At 64.2% G+C, this 19,204-nt stretch carries 16 protein-coding genes; 10 read left to right on the top strand and 6 right to left on the bottom strand.

Features of this window, described 5'->3' with window-relative positions:
• The first annotated feature begins 23 nt into the window (after positions 1-23).
• Together OWC48_RS02750 and OWC48_RS02755 are read left to right on the top strand one after the other, a co-directional pair.
• A complete protein-coding gene (locus OWC48_RS02750; RefSeq protein ID WP_282518547.1) occupies positions 24-737 on the top strand; it encodes a GntR family transcriptional regulator in 714 nt (237 codons plus the stop codon).
• 26 nt (positions 738-763) lie between these two features.
• Entirely contained in the window at positions 764-1,738 is a 975-nt protein-coding gene (locus OWC48_RS02755; RefSeq protein WP_282518548.1) for a tripartite tricarboxylate transporter substrate-binding protein, read from the top strand.
• A 7-nt stretch (positions 1,739-1,745) separates the two neighbouring features.
• Here OWC48_RS02755 and OWC48_RS02760 read toward each other — a convergent pair whose 3' ends face one another.
• On the bottom strand, positions 1,746-4,850 hold the full coding sequence (locus OWC48_RS02760) for a DEAD/DEAH box helicase (protein ID WP_282518549.1): 3,105 nt from the start codon (positions 4,848-4,850) through the stop codon (positions 1,746-1,748).
• Here OWC48_RS02760 and OWC48_RS02765 point away from each other — a divergent pair.
• Positions 4,849-5,049: a hypothetical protein gene (locus OWC48_RS02765; protein WP_282518550.1), complete on the top strand. Its 201-nt coding sequence runs from the start codon at positions 4,849-4,851 to the stop codon at positions 5,047-5,049. The two genes, OWC48_RS02760 and OWC48_RS02765, sit on opposite strands and share 2 nt — an antisense overlap.
• Before the next feature lie 145 nt (positions 5,050-5,194).
• On the opposite strand, the gene OWC48_RS02770 is transcribed toward OWC48_RS02765, so the two are convergent.
• Entirely contained in the window at positions 5,195-5,455 is a 261-nt protein-coding gene (locus OWC48_RS02770; protein WP_071917581.1) for a hypothetical protein, read from the bottom strand.
• 121 nt (positions 5,456-5,576) lie between these two features.
• On the opposite strand from OWC48_RS02770, the gene OWC48_RS02775 reads away from it, so the two are divergent.
• Positions 5,577-6,308 (top strand): DUF3750 domain-containing protein, encoded by a 732-nt coding sequence (locus OWC48_RS02775; RefSeq protein WP_282518551.1) that lies wholly within the window; start codon positions 5,577-5,579, stop codon positions 6,306-6,308.
• Between the two features lie 299 nt (positions 6,309-6,607).
• Here the strand turns inward: OWC48_RS02775 and OWC48_RS02780 are convergent, their stop codons facing one another.
• Positions 6,608-7,663, bottom strand: a complete 1,056-nt coding sequence (locus tag OWC48_RS02780) for a LacI family DNA-binding transcriptional regulator (RefSeq protein WP_282518552.1) — start codon at positions 7,661-7,663, stop codon at positions 6,608-6,610.
• 136 nt (positions 7,664-7,799) lie between these two features.
• On the opposite strand from OWC48_RS02780, the gene OWC48_RS02785 reads away from it, so the two are divergent.
• The 5 genes from OWC48_RS02785 to OWC48_RS02805 are packed head-to-tail and all read left to right on the top strand — an operon-like array spanning position 7,800 to position 13,876.
• Positions 7,800-8,816, top strand: a complete 1,017-nt coding sequence (locus OWC48_RS02785; protein ID WP_282518553.1) for a TRAP transporter substrate-binding protein — start codon at positions 7,800-7,802, stop codon at positions 8,814-8,816.
• Between the two features lie 5 nt (positions 8,817-8,821).
• Entirely contained in the window at positions 8,822-10,732 is a 1,911-nt protein-coding gene (locus OWC48_RS02790) for a TRAP transporter large permease subunit (RefSeq protein ID WP_404979684.1), read from the top strand.
• A gap of 19 nt (positions 10,733-10,751) precedes the next feature.
• Positions 10,752-11,291, top strand: coding sequence for a VOC family protein (locus OWC48_RS02795; RefSeq protein ID WP_282518555.1), 540 nt, complete (start codon positions 10,752-10,754; stop codon positions 11,289-11,291).
• A 15-nt stretch (positions 11,292-11,306) separates the two neighbouring features.
• A complete protein-coding gene (locus tag OWC48_RS02800) occupies positions 11,307-12,515 on the top strand; it encodes a ribulose-bisphosphate carboxylase large subunit family protein (RefSeq protein WP_282518556.1) in 1,209 nt (402 codons plus the stop codon).
• Entirely contained in the window at positions 12,482-13,876 is a 1,395-nt protein-coding gene (locus OWC48_RS02805) for a four-carbon acid sugar kinase family protein (RefSeq protein WP_282518557.1), read from the top strand. Before OWC48_RS02800 ends, OWC48_RS02805 begins: the two co-directional genes overlap by 34 nt.
• A 53-nt stretch (positions 13,877-13,929) precedes the next feature.
• Here OWC48_RS02805 and OWC48_RS02810 read toward each other — a convergent pair whose 3' ends face one another.
• Together OWC48_RS02810 and OWC48_RS02815 are read right to left on the bottom strand one after the other, a co-directional pair.
• Positions 13,930-14,955: a glycoside hydrolase family 5 protein gene (locus tag OWC48_RS02810; protein WP_282518558.1), complete on the bottom strand. Its 1,026-nt coding sequence runs from the start codon at positions 14,953-14,955 to the stop codon at positions 13,930-13,932.
• Between the two features lie 21 nt (positions 14,956-14,976).
• Positions 14,977-16,263 carry an O-antigen ligase family protein gene (locus tag OWC48_RS02815; RefSeq protein ID WP_282518559.1) on the bottom strand — a complete coding sequence of 429 codons (1,287 nt, stop codon included), beginning with the start codon at positions 16,261-16,263 and terminating at the stop codon, positions 14,977-14,979.
• A gap of 231 nt (positions 16,264-16,494) precedes the next feature.
• On the opposite strand from OWC48_RS02815, the gene OWC48_RS02820 reads away from it, so the two are divergent.
• Positions 16,495-17,631, top strand: a complete 1,137-nt coding sequence (locus OWC48_RS02820; RefSeq protein ID WP_282518560.1) for a GNAT family N-acetyltransferase — start codon at positions 16,495-16,497, stop codon at positions 17,629-17,631.
• 21 nt (positions 17,632-17,652) lie between these two features.
• Here the strand turns inward: OWC48_RS02820 and OWC48_RS02825 are convergent, their stop codons facing one another.
• Positions 17,653-18,876: an NAD(P)/FAD-dependent oxidoreductase gene (locus OWC48_RS02825; protein WP_282518561.1), complete on the bottom strand. Its 1,224-nt coding sequence runs from the start codon at positions 18,874-18,876 to the stop codon at positions 17,653-17,655.
• Between the last annotated feature and the right edge of the window lie 328 nt (positions 18,877-19,204).

A 19,204-nucleotide genomic window follows, 5' to 3' on the forward strand; every position in this document is an offset into this window, starting at 1 on the left:
CTTTTCCCAACCAGGGTCCGGACATGGAAAGACGTAGCGAATTGCAGTCGACACTCCGCATCGAGGACGTCCCGACCGTCCGGGCGATGGTCGCGCAAAAGCTTCGCGAGGCGATCATGTCCGGAACACTCAAACCGGGCCAGCGCCTGGTCGAGCGCGAGCTCTGCGAGATGATGGGCGTCAGCCGCCCCTCGATCCGTGAAGCACTGCGTGCCCTCGAAGCCGACGGCCTCGTCAACATCGTGCCGCACCGCGGCCCCGTGGTCTCCACGATCAGCCTCGAAGAAGCCCGGCAGCTCTACGCGGCGCGCGCGGTGCTCGAAGGTTTCGCCGGCCGCGAATGCGCCAGACTCCACGATCCGGAAGTGGCTCGGCGGATCGGGGAAGCCCTGACGCGACTGAAGGCGGCCGCAGCCAAGCAGGACCTCGTCGGGAGCCTCGAAGCCAAGACCGACTTCTACGCCGCGTTGATCGGTGGATGCCGTAACGCCTTCATCGAGCGCATGCTCAAGCCGCTGCACGACCGGATCCAGCTGTTGCGGATCACGTCGATGTCGCAGCCGAAACGGATCAACAAGAGCCTGCGCGAGGTCACCGCGATCTGGCGCGCGATCCAGAACGGCGATCCAGATCTCGCCGAGCGCTGCTGTGTCGATCACATCAATGCGGCTGCGGTGGCCGCGCTCGACATGATTGAACGAAACGCCGCCAAGGAGGCGGCGCCTTCCGACGACTAGAAAAACAAGAATTCAGGGAGTGTTCGATGTTGTCTCTGGTACGATCGCTGATCCTGTGTCTCCTGCTCTCGCCCTGCGGCGCGGCAATCGCAGACGACTACCCCACCCGCCCGGTCACGATGATCGTGCCCTTCTCCGCCGGCGGCCCCGGCGACGTCATCGCGCGAATTCTCGGCAACGCCATGAGCGCGACGCTGAAGCAGTCCATCGTCATCGAGAATGTCGTCGGCGCCGGCGGAACACTCGGCACCAACCGCGTCGCCAAGGCCGCGCCTGATGGCTACACGCTGCTCCTGATGCATGTCGGCCAGGCCACTGCGCCCGCGCTCTACGCAAAACTGCCGTTCGATCCCGTCGGCGACTTCGCCATGATCGGGCTCGTCACTGATGTCCCGATGATCCTGGTCGCCCGGCCGAATTTCCCGGCCAAGGATCTCGGCGAGATGATCGCGCGCATCCGCAGCGAGGGCGACAAGATGACCTTCGGCAATGTCGGTCTCGGCTCGGCCTCGCAGCTCTGCGGCCTGATGTTCATGAGCACCACCGATACGAAACTCTCGCAAATCTACTACAAGGGCGGCGGGCCCGCGCTAAACGACGTCATCGCCGGCCATATCGACGTCTATTGCGATCCCGCGACGGGACCGACGCCCTACATCCAGTCGAACACGATCAAGGGCTACGCGATCACCAGCAAGACGCGCGTCGCGACACTGCCTGGCGTGCCGACCTCGGCCGAGGCCGGCGTTCCCGAGTTCGATGTGACGACCTGGTATGGCCTCTACGCGCCGCGCGGCACGCCGAAGCTCGTGATCGACCAGCTCGTCGGCGCGCTGCAGACGGCGCTCAAAGACCCCGCGTTGATCAGCCGCTTTGCCGAGCTCAGCATGGCTCCGGTCGAGGCCGAGCGCGCGACGCCGCAAGCCCTCGAAGCCTTCCTGAAGGCGGAGATCGCCAAATGGGGCCGGATCATCAAGGCAGCCGGAATCGAGCCGCAGTAGGCCTGCCTCACTCGTCCAGAAGCTCCAGGAATTCCTCGATCCGGCCGAACGGGTCCGCGTGCCCGCGGGCGGCGCAGACGACACGATCGCCGTCGCGCTGGAGCGATCGCGCTCTGGATTTCCGCAGCCGCCCGGGGAGGAAAGTCGCGGCGACGGCCTCGGGCCCGACATCGAGCCTGACGATGCCGCGCCGCTTGCAATCGATCCTGAGCCTTGCGGCCGCAAAGAAATCGCGCGCCTCCGGCGGGAGCCTGCCGAAACGGCGCGAGGTCTCCTCCTCAAGGTCTTCCAGATCGTCGTCGCTCCGGCATCTGGCGGCGCGACCATAGATCTCGAGCCGCATTGCTTCCGATTGCACATAACCTTCAGGCAACATGTCGCCGACAGGCAGATTGAGATCGGGCACCCACAGAAAGGCGCCCGAGTCGTTCACTCTTTCCGAGGCGAGCTTCAGGAGATGACTGTAGAGCACCGGTCCGAACACCTGCACGTGCCCGGACTGCTGCTCGGAAAACAGATCGCCGGCGCCCCTGAGGTCCAGGTCGCGCTCGCTGATGGCGAAGCCGGCGCCGGGCTTGCTGAACTCCTCGAGGACGGCCAAGCGCTTCTCGGACTGTTCCGAGGTCGACTCCGTCAGCAGATAGGCGAAGGCGCGCGTTCCGCCGCGCCCCACCCGCCCCCTGAGCTGATGGAGCTGTGCGAGGCCGAACTTTTCGGGCCAGCACACCACGATGGTATTCGCGCGCGGGATATCGAGACCGCTTTCCACGATGTTGGTCGCCAGGAGGACGTCCGCCTCGCCATCGACGAAACTCATCATGCGGTCGTCGAGGTCGTCGACGGGCATCTTGCCATGAAGGCAGACGATGCGGAGGTCGGGCGCCAATGATTGCACGCGCGCCAGCATCGGCTCCAGATCCTGGATGCGCGGGCAGATCAGAAAACTCTGTCCATGCCGCCGCCGCTCGCGGAGCAATGCTCCGGCGATGGCCGCATCCGAAAGCGGAGCGATCTTGGTCACGATCGGAAGCCGGTGAACCGGCGGCGTTGCGATCACGCTGAGATCCCGGAAGCCCGCAAGACCAGCAGCGAGCGTGCGCGGGATGGGCGTCGCGCTCATCCAGAGCGTATGGGCATTCTTTGCCAGCCCTGAAAGCTTCGCCTTCTCCGCCGCTCCGAAGTGCTGCTCTTCGTCGATGATGACGAGGCCAAGATCGGCGAACTTCACATCCTTTGCAGAGAGCGCCTGCGTGCCGACAACGACTTTCAGCCTGCCGCTTCGCAAGCCCTCTTTGATCCCTCGCGTCTCCGGGCCGGAGGTCGCTCGCGACAGGCTTCCGACGTCGATACCGAGAGGACCGAAGCGCTTGCGGAAGGTTTCGACATGCTGCCGCGCCAGGACCGTGGTCGGCACCGCGATCGCCACCTGTTTCCCGGACAGCGCCACCGCGGCTGCCGCGCGCAACGCGACCTCGGTCTTTCCAAATCCGACGTCGCCGCACACCACCCTGTCCATGGGATGACCTGCCGCGAGATCATCGAGCACGTCCTGTATGGCCTTCGCCTGATCGACGGTCGGGAAATACGGAAAACGCGCAACGAACCTTTCATAGAGCGGCCCGGGTGCGACCAGTTTCGGCGCGCGGCGGCGGTGGCGCTGGCTGATGTGCTTTGCGAGCGCCCTGGCGGCGACCTGAATCTCCGCCTCGGCCTCGGTCCGCCGCGCCCACCATGTGCTTCCGTCCGCCTTGTCGCGTGCCAGCTTGCCGGGCTCGGCCGCATACGGCCAGATCAAGGCAAGATCGGCCGGCGGCACGAGAACGGCGTTGTCTCCCGCGAACGCAAGCCTGACCATCTCGCGCCGCGATCCCGTCCCCATGGCGAGGGTCTGCAAGCCGTCGAGCAGAGCGAGCCCACGCTGCAAATGCACCACCGCCGCGCCGCGCTCCGCGACGTCAGGATGATCGAACGCGGCCGTCCAGGCCCTCGCCATGGGCTGCGGATGATGGGCTCTGCTGCCGAGCACGTCGGACGCGGTGACGATGACGAGAGGCTTGCGGCCGGCTCCGACGAAGCCGGCATCGAAGTCGGCCAGGAACGCTGTTTCGCGATCGCGTCCCTCGGTCGCCTCGCTCCAATCGGCACAGCGCTCCGCCTTGATGCCGCTCATCCGCTCCATCGCGCGAAGGTCATCCTCGACGGCCGCGACGAACAGCACCCGCGACCCGGCGCGTTGCATGTCGTCAATAAATGCGCGGAGGATCTTTCTTGGCGAAGAGGCCTGCGAGAAATCGGGCGTCGGCGTGAAGGCCGATTTTTGCGGAAGCACGCTGATGCGCTTCTTCAGCCGCTTCCAGTCAGCCCGTCCGAGATACTCGCGCTCCGCATCCCTGCGGCCAGCGGCCTCCTCGATGGTGCCCAGCCAGATATCGGCATGGCCCAGCACGCCGGCATCCACGATCCACCGCGCGCGAGCGCAATAATCCGGCAGCGTCGCCCGCTGTCCGCGCTTGCCTCCGAGCGCAATCTGTTCGGACATCGGATCGATCAGCAATTCCCTGGTCTCGTAGACGACCTCATGCTCGACCGGATCGACGGCAACGATCTTACGGATCACGCCGCCGGAATGTTCGATCCTGAAAGGACCAAGTCCGCCCGCGGGAAACACCTCGAACGTCTTGCCGTGGAACAGGACGCCGCCCGGATATTCCGCCTCTTCATCGAGGTCGTAGCCGAGAGCTTCCAGACGGCTCTCCAGCTCGGCTTCCGAATAGGCCGCGCCCACTTTCAGGCTGAGGCTGGTCTTTGACCAGCTCGCCGGCAGCGGCAGCCGCTCCATGATGGCTTCTGCGGTCGATACGAGGAAGACCGGCTTCTTGGCCTTGGCGAGGCGCCGCAACACCGAGCTCCGCCTGCCCGCGATCTCGCGCGACGGCTCCAGACCATCGAATGGCAGATTGTTCAGTCGCGGGAACACCAGCACGTCGACCGAAGGGTCGAGCGCGTGGATCACGCCGCCCAACCGCTCCGCCCTGTTCTCATTGTCACAGAGGAACACGAGGCCGTCGCGGCCGGACTTCTCCCATTGCTCGCGCAGATGCAGCGCCAGCATGCCGAGCGGCGATGAAGACGAGACCGTAGAACGCGACGAGCTCTTGCTGTTAGAGCTCTTGCCTTTCGAGCCCTTGCTCTTTGAGCTCTGGTTTTTCGAGCTCTTGCTCTTAGAGCTGGCCTTTGTCTTTGTCGCGCCGGTCGCGGTCCGGGCTTTCCTGGTAGGCGCCAATTTGTATCCAACTTTGTTTCGCAAATAGAGGCGTGCGCCGACGAGCCCTCCCGTGAGCTCGGTCGATAACGCACATCGGGCCTAAGCGCCCAATGACGTCATTACAATTTCGCGATTGCGTTGAAAAGCAGAGACGCAAGCCCGGACGACCGGCCTGCACGCCAAAATAAGGCCTATTGCAGGACTTTCGGCAGCACCACGACCACGTCGACGCTCTGTCCGAGAACCTGAGTCGCAACCACCGCGAGATGGTGCGAGAATTCGTCTTCGATCTCGCTCGCGCAGTCTTCGTCCCTGGCAATGGCGAACAGCAGATTGCCGTCGATCTCGTCGAATCGGATGCCGGCGAAGATGCGATCGAACGTCTCGGCGCCCGCGATGCCCGCGATTCGCGCCTGGATGGCCTGGTCTTCGATGAGGGACAGTTTCATCATAATCGGGAACATGGGGGCGCACCTCCCAAATGCAAGAGCGGAAGCGTGCTGGCGCGACCCCGCGGGCGAACTATATTAATCGCATCGCCCTGCCTGACCGTGTCCGCCCTTGAGGAAACTCTTGATTCTCTTCCTGCTGCTGATCCTCGTGCCGATCGGGCTGTCGACCGGGCGCTATTATCTGTTCGGCGATGGCCGGGGCAATTGGCAGACGGCGGATCGCTCGAGCGCCGGCTTGCTGCCGCCGGCATCCGCCAATCCGGACGCGCTGATCCGGGTCTTTGCCGCGCGGACGGTGCGGTGGCGCAGCATTTTCGCCGTCCACAGCTGGATCGTCGTCAAGGAGAAAGGTGCCAGCACCTACAGCCGGTACGACTACACGGCGTGGGGCGACCCGATCCGGAGCAACGGATTTGCACCCGACGGCCGCTGGTTCGGCGCCATGCCCGAAACCGTCGTGGCGGTCGACGGCGCGCGGGCCGAAGCGCTGATCCCCAAGATCCGCCACGTCGTCGAGACCTACAAGTTCCGCGCCTACGGCGATTACAGCGCCTGGCCCGGGCCGAATTCCAACACCTTCGTGCAGGCGGCGCTGGACGCCGTTCCCGAGCTTCGTGCCATCCTTCCACCCACCGCGGTCGGCAAGGACTATCCGTACAGTGGACGCTGGGCCGGCATCACCCCTTCCCGCACCGGCGCCTACGCCTCGCTGTCGGGTTACCTCGGCATGACGATCGGCTGGGTCGAAGGGTTCGAGATCAATTTCTTCGGCGCGGTGCTGGGCATCGACATCCGGCGGCCGGCGCTCAAGCTCCCCGGGATCGGCCGCCTGGGCGTCGCGGCTGGCCTGTAGAGCGCCCGCCGGCGCCTCGCCAAACAAAAAACTGAAAAACAACCCCATGCACAGTAGAACCGCCATTGGCCGGTTGGTCGCGGTGGCACGGCTTAAGTCGAGACGATGTTTGGTTGAATCGTCCCGCGGGCGCAGAGCGCGCGGCCTCCCTCCTGAAACGCAAATTGAGCCGCCGGACGAGCCCAGATTTCACCAGGCTGCGGCCGTTTGACTCGTCGGGCAAAACACTGGCAGAATTGCATCGTGGCGATCATGCCAGCCGATATGATCCAGAGCGATCATGGCTCGTTGATACGCCGCTAGCCCCCAAGCGCCGGAATATTTTCGCGAAAGATGATCTCGCTGCGCGGCGCCTCGATGCCGTGCATGGCGCTGCGGCCGGCGCGCAGATTGTCGAAGATGCCGACACAGCTCATCATCGTGTTGAGCTGATTTTGAGTGATGACGGCATCCATCGTCCCATCGAGCAGAAAGCTGCGCGTATCCGAGGTCAGACCATGACCAATGAAGATCACGTCGCGTGCCCGGTTCATTTCCTTCAGGGCGCGAGCGACACCGTCGGCGGCGCCGCCGATGTTGTAGATTCCGGCAAGATCCGGATGCTGGCCTAGCAGCATGCGCGTCTGGCGATAGTTGCGGTCGGCGTCATCGTGACCTTCGCGCAGGCCTACGACCTTGATCGCCGGGAACAGTTCTTCGAAGACGTGCAGAAAGCCCATTTCGCGTTCTTCGTGCGCGCGGTAGCTGCGGCTGCCCGCGATCATCGCGACCTTGGCCGGACGCTCGCCCAGAAAGCGCGCGATCAGATAGCCGGCGGTGCGTCCGATCGAGCGATTGTCCAGTCCGATATAGGCCGCGCGGCGTGCGTTCAGGATATCCGAGATCAGCGTCACCGTCGGCACGCCGTGCTCCGCAAGCCTATCGACGGCCTCCCGCACGACCGGGTGTTCGAGCGCCATGAAAGCGATGCCGTCGGCCTTGTCGCGGGCGCGCCAGAGCTGGCGTGCCAGCAGGTCGGGATTGAAGCTCTTGATGGTGTCGACCTGACAATGGACGTTGAACGGCGCGAGCCGGCCGTCGGAATGCGCGATCAGCTGCCCGAGCGTCGACAGGAAGCGGTTGGTGCCCGACGGCAGCAGGAACAGCAGCCGCATCGGCTTGGGCCGCATCGCCGCGAGGAGGTTCTCGGCCGGCATGTAGTCGAGCTCGGACGCGGCGGCGAGCACCCGCTGCTGCGTCATCGCCCGCACACCGGGCCGGCGATTGAGCACGCGGTCGACCGTCGCCGTGGAGACGCCGGCCCGGCGCGCCACGTCAACGATGCGGCTCAGCGAACGAGCGAATGGCTTGTCCATCTCAGGGCCCAAACGTCAAATACATCAAAAACCATCACCATTACCGTTTGACATGGTAGCTCTAAGCCGCAATTTTCGCATCAACATTGTCGCAGAAACATCAAATAACATCAAATCGCTGTTGGAGGAGAAGCCCATGTCCCTGACCCGTCGGCGCGCCCTGCAAGCCCTGTCCGCCCTTCCCGCCGCGGGCCTGATCGGCGGTCTCTCGCGCCCGGCCCGGGCGGCCGAGTTTTCGCTGAAATACGGCAACAACCTGCCGCTGACGCATCCCCTCAACATCCGCGCCCAGGAAGCCGCCGACCGCGTCGCCAAGGAGAGCAATGGCCGGGTCGAGATCGTCATCTTCCCGAACAACCAGCTCGGCGGCGACACCGACATGCTCGCCCAGGTGCGCAGCGGCGCGCTGAACTTCTTCACGCCCTCCGCGCTCGTGGTCGCGACCCTGGTACCGGTCGCCGCGATCAACGCGGTCGGCTTTGCCTTTGCCGATTACGATCAGGTCTGGAAAGCGATGGACGGCGGGCTTGGCGCGCATATCCGTGCCGCCATGGCCAAGGTCGGCCTCCATACGTTCGAGAAGATGTGGGACAACGGCTTCCGCCAGATCACCAGCGGCGCCAAGCCGATCGAGAGCGCCAAGGACATGGACGGACTCAAGATCCGCGTGCCCGTGTCTCCGCTCAGCATCTCCATGTTCAAGGCGCTGTCGTCCTCGCCGACCAGCCTGCAATTCAGCGAGGTCTATTCGTCGCTGCAGACACGCATTGTCGACGCGCAGGAAAATCCGCTGCCGATCATCCAGGTGGCGAAGCTCTACGAGGTGCAGAAGTACTGCGCGATCAGCAACCACATCTGGGACGGCTTCTGGTTCATCGCCAACGCCCGCGCCTTCAACGCCCTTCCCGCCGACCTCAGGACCATCGTCAGCAACGCCATCAACGATGCCGGCTTGAAGCAGCGCGAGGACATCAAGGCCTTCAACGCGACCGTGCAGACCGACCTCCAGAGCAAGGGAATGAACTTCACCAAGCCTTCGCCGGACTCGTTCCGCGCCAAGCTGCGCGACGGCGGCTTCTACAGCGAATGGAAAGGCCGCTTCGGCGACGAAGTCTGGGCGCTGCTCGAAGGCGCCGTCGGCAAGCTGGCCTGAGCGCGATGACGATCGCAGAGCATCAGATGACGGACTATCTGGCGGCGACCGCTCACCCTGCTTCCGATGCGGGCACGCGCAGGCTTGCGAGCGCCTTGGGCACCGTCGACCGCTGGCTCGGTGCGGTGGTCGAGACCGCCGCGGCCGGTGTCGTGCTGGTCGAGATCGGCATCATGCTCGCCGGCGTCATCATGCGATACGTCTTCCACAGCCCGCTGATCTGGTCGGACGAACTGGCCTCGATCCTGTTTCTCTGGCTCTCGATGCTGGGCGCGGTGATCGCGCTGCGCCGGGGCGAGCACATGCGCATGACAGGCCTCGTCAGCCATGTCGGCCCGGGCGCGCGCACCTTTCTCGACACGATCGCGGCGGTGGCGCCCCTAGCCCTGCTGGCGCTGATCCTGCATCCCGCCTTCGATTATGCGAGCGAGGAACAGGTCATCGTCACCCCGGCGCTGGAGATCAGCAATGCCTGGCGCGCAGCCGCAATTCCCGTCGGGATGACCCTGATGGCCGTCGTCGCCGCGATCCGGCTCGCGACGCATCACCGCCCCGCGTTGATCGTCGCGGCCCTCATCACCACCGCCGTCCTGATTGCCGCATTCTGGCTTGCCGGACCGCTGCTCGCCCCGCTCGGACGCTACAACCTCATCATTTTCTTCGTCGGCGTGGTCGCAGCCAACGTGTTCGCCGGCGTACCGATCGCATTCTCCTTTGCGCTCGCGACCTTCGGCTATCTGGCGCTGACAACCAGCGTACCGATGATGGTGATGGTCGGCCGTCTCGATGAAGGCATGTCGCACCTGATCCTGCTCGCGGTGCCGCTGTTCATTTTCCTCGGCGCGTTGATCGAAATGACCGGCATGGCGCGGGCCATGATCCAGTTTCTGGCAAGCCTGCTCGGACATGTCAGGGGCGGACTGTCCTACGTGCTGATCGGGGCCATGTATCTGGTCTCCGGCATCTCCGGCTCGAAGATCGCCGACATGGCCGCGATCGCGCCCGTGCTGCTGCCGGAAATGCAGCGGCGTGGCGCCAAGCCCGGCGACCTCGTCGCGCTGCTGTCGGCCACCGGCGCGCAGACCGAGACCATACCGCCGAGCATCGTGCTGATCACCATCGGCTCGGTGACCGGCGTCTCGATCGCGGCGCTGTTCACGGGCGGGCTGCTGCCGGCCCTGGTCGTGGGCACCGCGCTCTGCGTGGTGGTGTGGCGGCGCTACCGGCATGAGGATCTGAGCCATGTGCGGCGCGCCTCCAAGCGCGAGATCGCAAAACTCACAATGGTCGCTCTGCCCGCCATCCTGCTGCCCTTCGTGATCCGCACTGCCGTGGTCGAAGGCGTTGCCACTGCCACGGAGGTCTCGACCATCGGCATCGCCTACGCCGTGCTGATGGGCCTTGTGGTCTACCGCCAGTTTCCCTGGCGGCGGCTGAAATCCATGCTGGTCGAGACGGCCTCGCTGACCGGCGCGATCATCTTCATCATCGGCTGCGCCACGGCGATGGCCTGGGGACTGACGCAATCCGGCTTCTCGCAACAGCTGGCGAAGGCGATGGCGGCGATCCCCGGCGGCGCCTACGGCTTCCTCGCGATCTCGATTGTGGCCTTCGTCGTGCTCGGCAGCGTGCTCGAAGGCATTCCGGCCATCGTGCTGTTCGGTCCCCTGCTGTTTCCGATCGCCAAGCAGGCCGGGGTGCATGAAGTGCACTATGCGATGGTCGTGATTCTCGCGATGGGCATCGGCCTGTTCGCGCCGCCGTTCGGCGTCGGCTATTACGGCGCCTGCGCGATCAGCAAGATATCGCCGGACGAAGGCCTCAAGCACATCTGGGGCTATGTCGCAGCCCTCTTCATCGGCCTCGCCATCGTCGCAGCCGTGCCGTGGCTGTCGATCGGCTTCCTCAAATTCTGAAGATCATGGGAATCATGCAATGAGCCGTTTTTTTGGTGAGATCCGGCAAGCCGGCTACGTCGTTGACGACATCGAGAAGGCCATGGATTATTGGAGCCGCGAGCTCGGCATCGGGCCGTGGTTCTATAATCCGCGGGTTCCAATCGTGAACTACCACTATCGCGGCAAGGCCTATGAGCCGCACAATTCGGTGGCGCTGGCCAATTCCGGTCCGCTGCAGATGGAGCTGATCCAGATCCGCAACGATGCGCCGTCGATGTATGCCGACTTCCTGAAAGCCGGACATAAGGGTCTGCAGCACGTCGCCTACTGGACCGAAGACTACGACGCCGATCTCTCCCGTCTCGAAGCCGAGGGTTTCAAGCCGGTCATGAGCGGCGAAGTCGGCGCGCGCGGACGCTTCGTCTATTTCGACACGGAATATCATCCGGGAACGGTGATCGAACTGTCTGAAGTCGCGGGACCAAAGGGCAAGATGTTCGATCTCATCCGCGCAGCCGCCAAAGGCTGGGACGGGCGCGACCCCGTGCGCCCGTTCCCCGATCTTACCAAGCTCTAGATTGTCTGCGCTCCCGTGACGCAAAATCCCGTTCGCATCGAAGCCGACTATCTGATCGAAACGCCTGAAGATCCGCGTCTTGCCGCGGAAACCATGGCGGGCGAGCAGTCGAGCGGCACGTTCGTTGCGGTGCCCGGCGAAACGCCGGAGCTGAAAGCGCGTGCAGCCGCCCGAGTCGAGAGCATCGAGTTGCTTGATGCGATTTCCGCGCCGTCGCTCCCGGTCGCCCGCCCGATCAACCCCGATGGCCCCTGGAATCGCGCGCGGGTGACGTTGTCATGGCCGCTCGACAATATCGGCGCGTCACTGCCCAATCTCGTCACGGCGATCGCCGGCAATCTGTGGGAGTTGCGCCAGCTGACCGGCCTGCGCCTGCTCGACCTGCGCCTGCCGCTCGCGTTTGCCGCCGCCTATCCCGGACCGAAGTTCGGCGTCGCCGGCACGCGCGAGCTGACCGGCGTCAGCGACCGTCCTCTGATCGGCACCATCATCAAGCCGAGCATCGGGCTCAGCCCCACCGAGACGGCCAATCTGGTCGCCACGCTGTGCGCGGCCGGCATCGACTTCATCAAGGACGACGAGCTGCAATCGGACGGCGCCTATTGCCCGTTCAACGAACGCGTGCGCGCCGTGATGCGCGTCGTCAACGACCACGCTGATCGAACCGGCAAGAAGGTCATGATCGCCTTCAACCTCACCGGCGAGATCGACCAGATGCGCCGCCGGCATGATCTGGTGCTCAGCGAGGGCGGCACCTGCGTGATGGCGAGCATCAACTCGGTCGGGCTCGCCGGCATGGTCGAGCTCGGCCGCCACACGCAGCTTCCCGTTCATGCACATCGCAACGGCTGGGGCGCGCTGAACCGTCATCCCGCGCTCGGCTGGGATTATACGGCGTGGCACAAGATCTGGCGGCTGGCCGGCGCCGATCACATGCACGTCAACGGCATCGGCAACAAGTTCAGCGAGACCGATGACAGCGTGGTCGTCTCCGCAAAGGCGGCGCTGACGCCGATGTTCGCGCACAAGCCATGCATCGCGATGCCCGTGTTCTCCTCGGGCCAGACGCCGGCTCAGGCGCTACCTACCTGGCGCGCACTCGGCTCGACAGATCTGATCTTCGCCGCAGGCGGCGGCATTCTCGCCCATCCCGATGGACCGGCCGCCGGCGTTGCCGATTTGCGCGCAGCATGGGACGCCGCGACGGCGAGTCCGCAGCCGTGAGCGGCGCGTCTGCCCTGCCCGACGGTCCACTCGTTGCTTTCTACGGCGATGATTACACCGGCTCGTCCGCGGCGATGGAGGCCCTCACCTTCGCGGGCCTGCCGACAATCCTTTTCCTGGAGACTCCGACGCCCGAGCGTCTCACGTCCGCCAGGCATTACCGCGGCATCGGCATCGCCGGCACGGCGCGCGCGAAGGATCCGGCCTGGATGGAGCAAAACCTTCCGCCGGTTTTCGCGGTGCTCGCAGGGATCGGCGCGCCGATCGCGCACTACAAGGTGTGCTCGACCTTCGACTCCTCGCCGCAGATCGGCTCGATCGGGCGTGCGATCGACCTCGCGGTGCCGCAGCTCGGCGGCGCTTGGCATCCGCTCCTCGTGGGATCGCCGGCGATGGGCCGCTATCAGATGTTCGGCCATTTGTTCGCGGCCGTGAATGGCGTCGGCCATCGTCTCGACCGGCACCCGACCATGTCGCGTCATCCGGTGACGCCGATGGACGAGTCCGATCTCGGCCGGCACCTTGCAAGACAGACGGCACGATCGATCGGACTGATCGACTTCGTCACCATGGTCAATGGCGGCGCGGATCTGGCGCTCATGCGCGCGAGGAGCGCCGGCACCGAGATCATCTCGCTCGACGTGCTCGACCAGGCATCGCTGATCGAAGCCGGCCGCCTGATCTGGGAACATCGCGGCGAGCGGCTCTTCGTCGCCGGTTCGCAAGGTGTCGAGCAGGCCCTGGTCGCCTATTGGCGGTCGGCGGGCCTGATTCCCGACAGCAAACCCGATCTGCGCCTTGCCGGCGTCGAGCGCATCGCCTGCGTCTCCGGCTCCTGCTCACCCGTCACCGCCGCGCAGATCGCGCATGCCGCGGACAACGGCTTCGACGTCGAGCGGCTTGATGCGGCGCGCGCCGTCGACGCGGCTGAATGGACCAGGGAGATAGGCCGCGCCGCTGAACGCGCGCTCACTGCACTCTCGTCGGGACGCGATGCGCTCCTGATCACAGCAAGCGGCCCCGACGATCCCGCCATCGGTGCGCTCAACGCGGCCATCAAGGCGAGCGGCGCAACGGCGAGCGCCGTGAACGAGCGCATCGGCGCGGGGCTCGGCGAGGCGCTGGACTCGATTCTGGAAACCGCGCGGCTCCCTCGCACCGTGGTCGCCGGCGGCGACACGTCCGGCCATGCGCTGCAGGCAATGGGCATTTATGCGCTGACCGCGATCGCCCCTCTCGCGGAAGGCGCGCCACTCAATCGCGCATCATCGGATCGCGCGCATGCGAACATCGAGATCGCGCTCAAGGGCGGACAGGTCGGCGGGATCGATCTGTTCTGCCGGGCCAGAGACGGCGGTTAGCCGTCACCGCAAGGCGATCGCGATCAGACCGATATTGGCCGTGAACTGCTGCTTCAACGGGCCGGCGGGATCAGGGCGCGCAGGATGTCGGGCTTCCAGGCCTGACGGGCGCTGTCAAAGGCCGCGAAATCATGGTCGAACTGCCAATAGGCCCAGGCCCAGCCACGTCTGTCGGCGCTTCGCGCCACGAACGACAGGTATCTCTGGCGGCTCTCGGATGGAGCCCTTTCGTACACCCCGAACTCGCCGAGATAAATCGGGCGCTTCTCTCGCTCCGACCACCCGCTGACCTTGTCGAAATCGGCGGCCGCCTTGGCTTCGTCGTCCGGACTGCCCCAATCCAGCGGCCCGATGCGCGCGAACGTCTCGGACCATGGCGCACCCTGATGCGTGAAGCGTATCGGCGCGTAATAATGAAAGGTGACGACGAGATTCCTGTCGTCGGCGGGGAGAGCCAGATCGTCGATGGGAATCTCGTCTGTGTTGAGAACGGCAGCAATGACCCGCCGCTCGGAGTTGGTGCGGCGGATGATGCCGATACATTCGTTGAGGAGCGAATTCCAGCTGGCGGACGTCATCTGCCCCCCCGGCTCGTTCAAGACCTCGAAGACGAGCCTGGGATATCTTCCGGCATAGCGCTCGGCGATCTGCCGCCAGAATGCCCTGAGCTTCTCGCCGCATTCGGATACATCACGCTGACAGACATGCGTGTCATGTTCGTCGACGATGGGAACGAGGTTCCTGGCGAGGATTTCCTCGATGACGGCATCAAGCCTTCTCAGCACGACCTCATCCAGCACATTCGCGCGATCCATGAACTTGAAGCCGAAGAAATTGATCCTGACGTGCGAGAATCCGGCCTTTCTGATCGCCGTCAAATTGTCCAGACGGAACGGCGCGTTCTGACCGCCCTCCCAGATTCCGTCGTAACCGAGAATGTTGATCCCGCGCCCCAACCTTGCCGCATCACGAGGCGCGACCTGCCCGGCGCCATGGGCGTCGGAGAAGAATGATGCGACGACAAAAGCCGCTGCGGCAAGATTGAAGCTTCTCGACCAGCGAGCGCGGGGGGCGGTCATCTTGCTTCCATTCCGTAAGGGTTAGAAATCGGTCTCCGGCACCGGCCTGCACGTTGCAAGGAGGAAGGCCACCAGGAGCACCGACGTGAACATGGTCGAGCGAAGGAACGTCGTCTCGGTGAAATTGGTCTGAAAGCTGAGGGCGACAAATCCGATGATGAGGGCACAGTGCGCCCGGTGGATCGATCGTGCGGAAATCAAATAGAGAACCTTGTTCGAGAACAGAAGAACGCTCGCGGCGAAAAGCACGTAGCCCAGGAATCCTGTTTCCATCAGAATCGCGATATAGCCGCTATGATAGTTGTCGAGCACCCAACCATGGTTCTGCTCGAAATAATCGTAGATCGACGGGATCGTCCAGAAGCCGTTGATTCCGAAGCCGAGCAGCGGCGCATCGTCGAAATGGCTTATCGCGTAGTGCCAGATGAAGGTCCGCTCGGTGAAATTGACGGTCGCATCGCCGATGTGGATGGCGTCGTAGCCCGTCGCGTAAAAATAGACGATCAGGAGGCCGGCCAGAATGCACATGACGAACGGCAGGATCGCATAGAGCCTCATGCAGCCGACCGACCACATCGACGTCACGAGCAGCGCACAAGCCGCCAGGGCGACAGCACCGGCGCCGCGCGATTCCGACGCGAGGACGCAGGTCGACGCCAGCAGGAACGCGACGAGGAACGCCAGCCACCCCTGCCCCGTCATCTTCCGGTAGCAAGAGAAGAACATCAGATACGCGCCGACAAAGCCCAGCGTCTGCTTCGATTCATAGACGCCCTGCCATTGACCATTGTGCATCCAGCTATGATCTACCCCGATATCGGGCACGGCGAGTGCGCAAAGCGCCGATGCGGCGACCAATATGAAGAGCCCGGAGGACGTCGCCTTCACGACATCGTCGATATCGATCCGCGTGATCATACAGAACGCGCCAAACGTCGTCATTGCAAGAGCGGCGCTCTTCATGATGGCTGCGGCATTCAGAGTGGTCCACAACACGGAGACGACCGCGAACGTGTAGAATGCGAGGAGCGCGATCAGATCGGGGTTGAACGCCAGCTGCAGGCGCGGGCGCACGAACGCGCTTGCGTAGATCAGGACGCTCCACATCAACAGAGCGACCGCCTGTTGCAGATAAGTCAGTCCCGCCGGCAGTATCGCCGTATTGAATGTCCCCATCGACGCGACGACATTGACGGTGATCGATACGCAGATGACGAGCCTGGCGATCTTCTCGACGCCGGCACTGCGCGTCTTCCAGATCGCGCTCGTGAGTGCCTCGGAGGCTCTCTCGGTCTGCAGGATGGCCATGAGGTGACTTTCCCTTAAGCTTGGTTAATTATCTGCTACTGCGGGTTGATCTCCCGAGCCCCGGCACCACGAAATCTCGAAACTTCGGGGGATCGATAACGATACGGCCCCTGCTCGATGCGTTAATGCAAATCGCACCCCGCTGGTGCCTCGGCCGTCACGACCCTGCTATACAGGCGCGGGATCCGGCTCGATCGACTTCTCCGGGTTATCTGGTTTCCGTGGTCACGCATGAATAAGCCGAGCAATACATTCGATATCGCCATCGAGCAGGCGTTCGACTTCCTGTCTCCGGAATACGCGGCGCTGTTCGACAGCTCTGCCGCGACCGCGTTTCAGCATCCGCTCTGGCTGGACAGCCTCTACGCCAGGCTCGCATCCCATGCAGGCGCGACGCCGCTGGTCGTCGTGGTCCGCCGCCGTACGACGGGGGCGCTGGTGATGGTGCTGCCCCTGCTCCGAATCCGCCGCGGCCCGATCCGCACCATCGAATTCGCCGATTTGCGCGTATCCGACTATCTGGCGCCGGTCTGCAGTCCCGAGGTGTTTGCCAGCCTGCTGGAGGACGAAGTGGCCTGCGCGGAGATAAGGCGCCTCGTCCGCCCGTTCGACCTGCTCCGCATGACCAAGCTGCCCGACGGACGGCTTCCGATCGAAAGCCTCCTGGGCGCGCCACGCCGGGTCTCGATGGAGACGAACGCCTACGCGACCGTTCTCGTCGCCCCGTTCGAGCAATGGCGTGCCAGCGCGCTGGATCGCTCCTATCAGAAGGAGCTCGCCAAGAAATATCGCCAGCTCCAGAAGAAGGGAGCATTGAGCTTCTCGTGCTGCGACGACAGCGCCTCGATCTCCGAGGCGATGGACGCGATGAAGCAATATCGTGGTCCGCGCTTTCAGGCCCAGGGCGACGGCGATCTGCTCCAGCGCCCCGAATATTACAGCTTCTATGCCGACGTGGCGGCCCGTGGTCTCGGCTCGTTCGTCCGGCTCTACGCCATGAAGATGGACGGCGGCGTGATCGCCGCCGTGCTCGGACTGTGCCATCGCGGCAGCTTCCTCGTCATCATGAGCGCCTTCGATATCGACGGGTACAAAAGCCAGTCCCTGGGTTCTCTGATGTTCGAGCAAGTGGCGAGGGATTGCATCGAGCGCGGCGATCAGATGCTCGACTTCACGATTGGCGACGAGCCGTACAAGAAATTGTTCGGCGCCCAGCCCTCGCCGATGTGGATGGTCACGCAGGCCGGCAGCACCGCGGGCGCCATCAGCCTGTTCGCGCTGAAGCAGGCTCCCTGGCTCAAACTGGCGGCCAAGCGGCTGTCGGATTTCAGGCTCCCGCCGGCCCGCACCCCGACGCCCACGCGCTAACCGAAGCGCAAGCGAGGGAGCTCAGGCGCGGAGCGCGCCGCGGACGCGTCCGAGCCAGCCCGGGCGCATCTGATCGACACGATGCGTGAGACTGCGCCGCAGGAAGTGAAACCGGCGCCGCACATCCCATTCGATATCGTTGCGGGACGTAAGGGCCTGACGGAAGCGCGCCATTTTCAGCGACCGCTGGTCGGCCGCGAGCTTGTCGGGATCGGAATAGAACTGCGAGATCTTCTCCGTGCCCATGCCGGCGCTTGCGAGCCAGCGCGGCGCGTAATCCGTGCAAAGGCGATCGACGTCCACCAAGAGGCGGGCGACGCCCGTGCCGGCGGCGGGACAATTGGTCTGGAACGCATCGCCGATGAGGACGATTCCGGGCTGGAGGTGTCCCTCCACCACGGTCAGATCCATCACCCAGTTCTGCACCTTGTCGGTCACGTGGAAGTCGCCGAGGTAAGGCCGCAGTCCCGGCAGCAGCCGCAGGACGGTCGCTTCCGGTTCGCGGCGCAGCTCGCGCATGATCGGATCGGTCGGGTCGCGGAACATAAACAGATTGGCCCGCATGCCCGCAGGCGCCGGAAACAGGCTGAGATAGTCGATGCCGTCAGCGGTGCGCTCGCCGTAACAGGTCAGCGCCTCGAAATCGAACGGCGTGCCGTCGCGGCGGGCGATCGTGAAGCCGAACGACACCGAATGGCGCTCGGCCAGCACGCGCCGCTTGATGCCGAGCTTGTAGCCGAGAGCGCCCGCCATGCCTGTGGCGAGCACGACGAGCCGCGCGTCAAGGCGTCGTCCGGACGCAAGCTCGATATGCTGGACATCATCGCCGGGGCTGATTGCGGTGACTTCGTCGACGATCAGATTGGACGGATCAGGCAGCTGGCTGCGCGCCATGGCAACGAGGCCGGCATAGGAAAACCCGTAAGCCTGGCCGATGCTGATATCGACGACCTTGCCTTCCCGGATATTGAGCACCCGGTCATACCGGCAGGCGACGTTCTCGAGCGCATGGAGGAAACCCAGCTTGCGGAACATCTCCAGCTGCTGGCCACCGAGCTTCTCAACCCGGAATTCGTCCGGATGTACCGCGCGCTTGTCGACGAGTGCGACGCGATGCCCCGCCCGCGCAAGCACGGATGCGGCGAGCGATCCCGCAAGGCCGCCACCGACGATCGCGATGTCTGCGACGATGGCCGCAGTCGCAGCTGCATCGCTCGGCTCGGTCACGGGTCTATCCGTCGTCATGGTTCAGGGCTCCACGGTTAACGGTGGTTCCATGTGCAATTCCCTCGCCTGATGTCGTATCGCAGAGCCAAACGCGATCATTTCCGGCGATTGAGGTTAACGGGTCGCAGGATACATCCGTCGCGGCATGCGCCTTGCTCGGAACGACATCGAAGTACTCTGTCTCGTCAGACCAAGCTGCCGAATTCATTCCAGAGAGGCCATTCCAATGCTCGAACCGCCGCAGGCCGGCCGGCTTCGCCCCGCATCGTGCACCGGCATGACATCACGCCGCTTTTCGACCGAGCCGGTGCCTGCTCAATCTGGCACATCAGGGACGCGGCTGTTT

Origin of the sequence: Bradyrhizobium sp. Arg816, from assembly GCF_029989365.1 — a bacterium.
Lineage (GTDB): Bacteria > Pseudomonadota > Alphaproteobacteria > Rhizobiales > Xanthobacteraceae > Bradyrhizobium.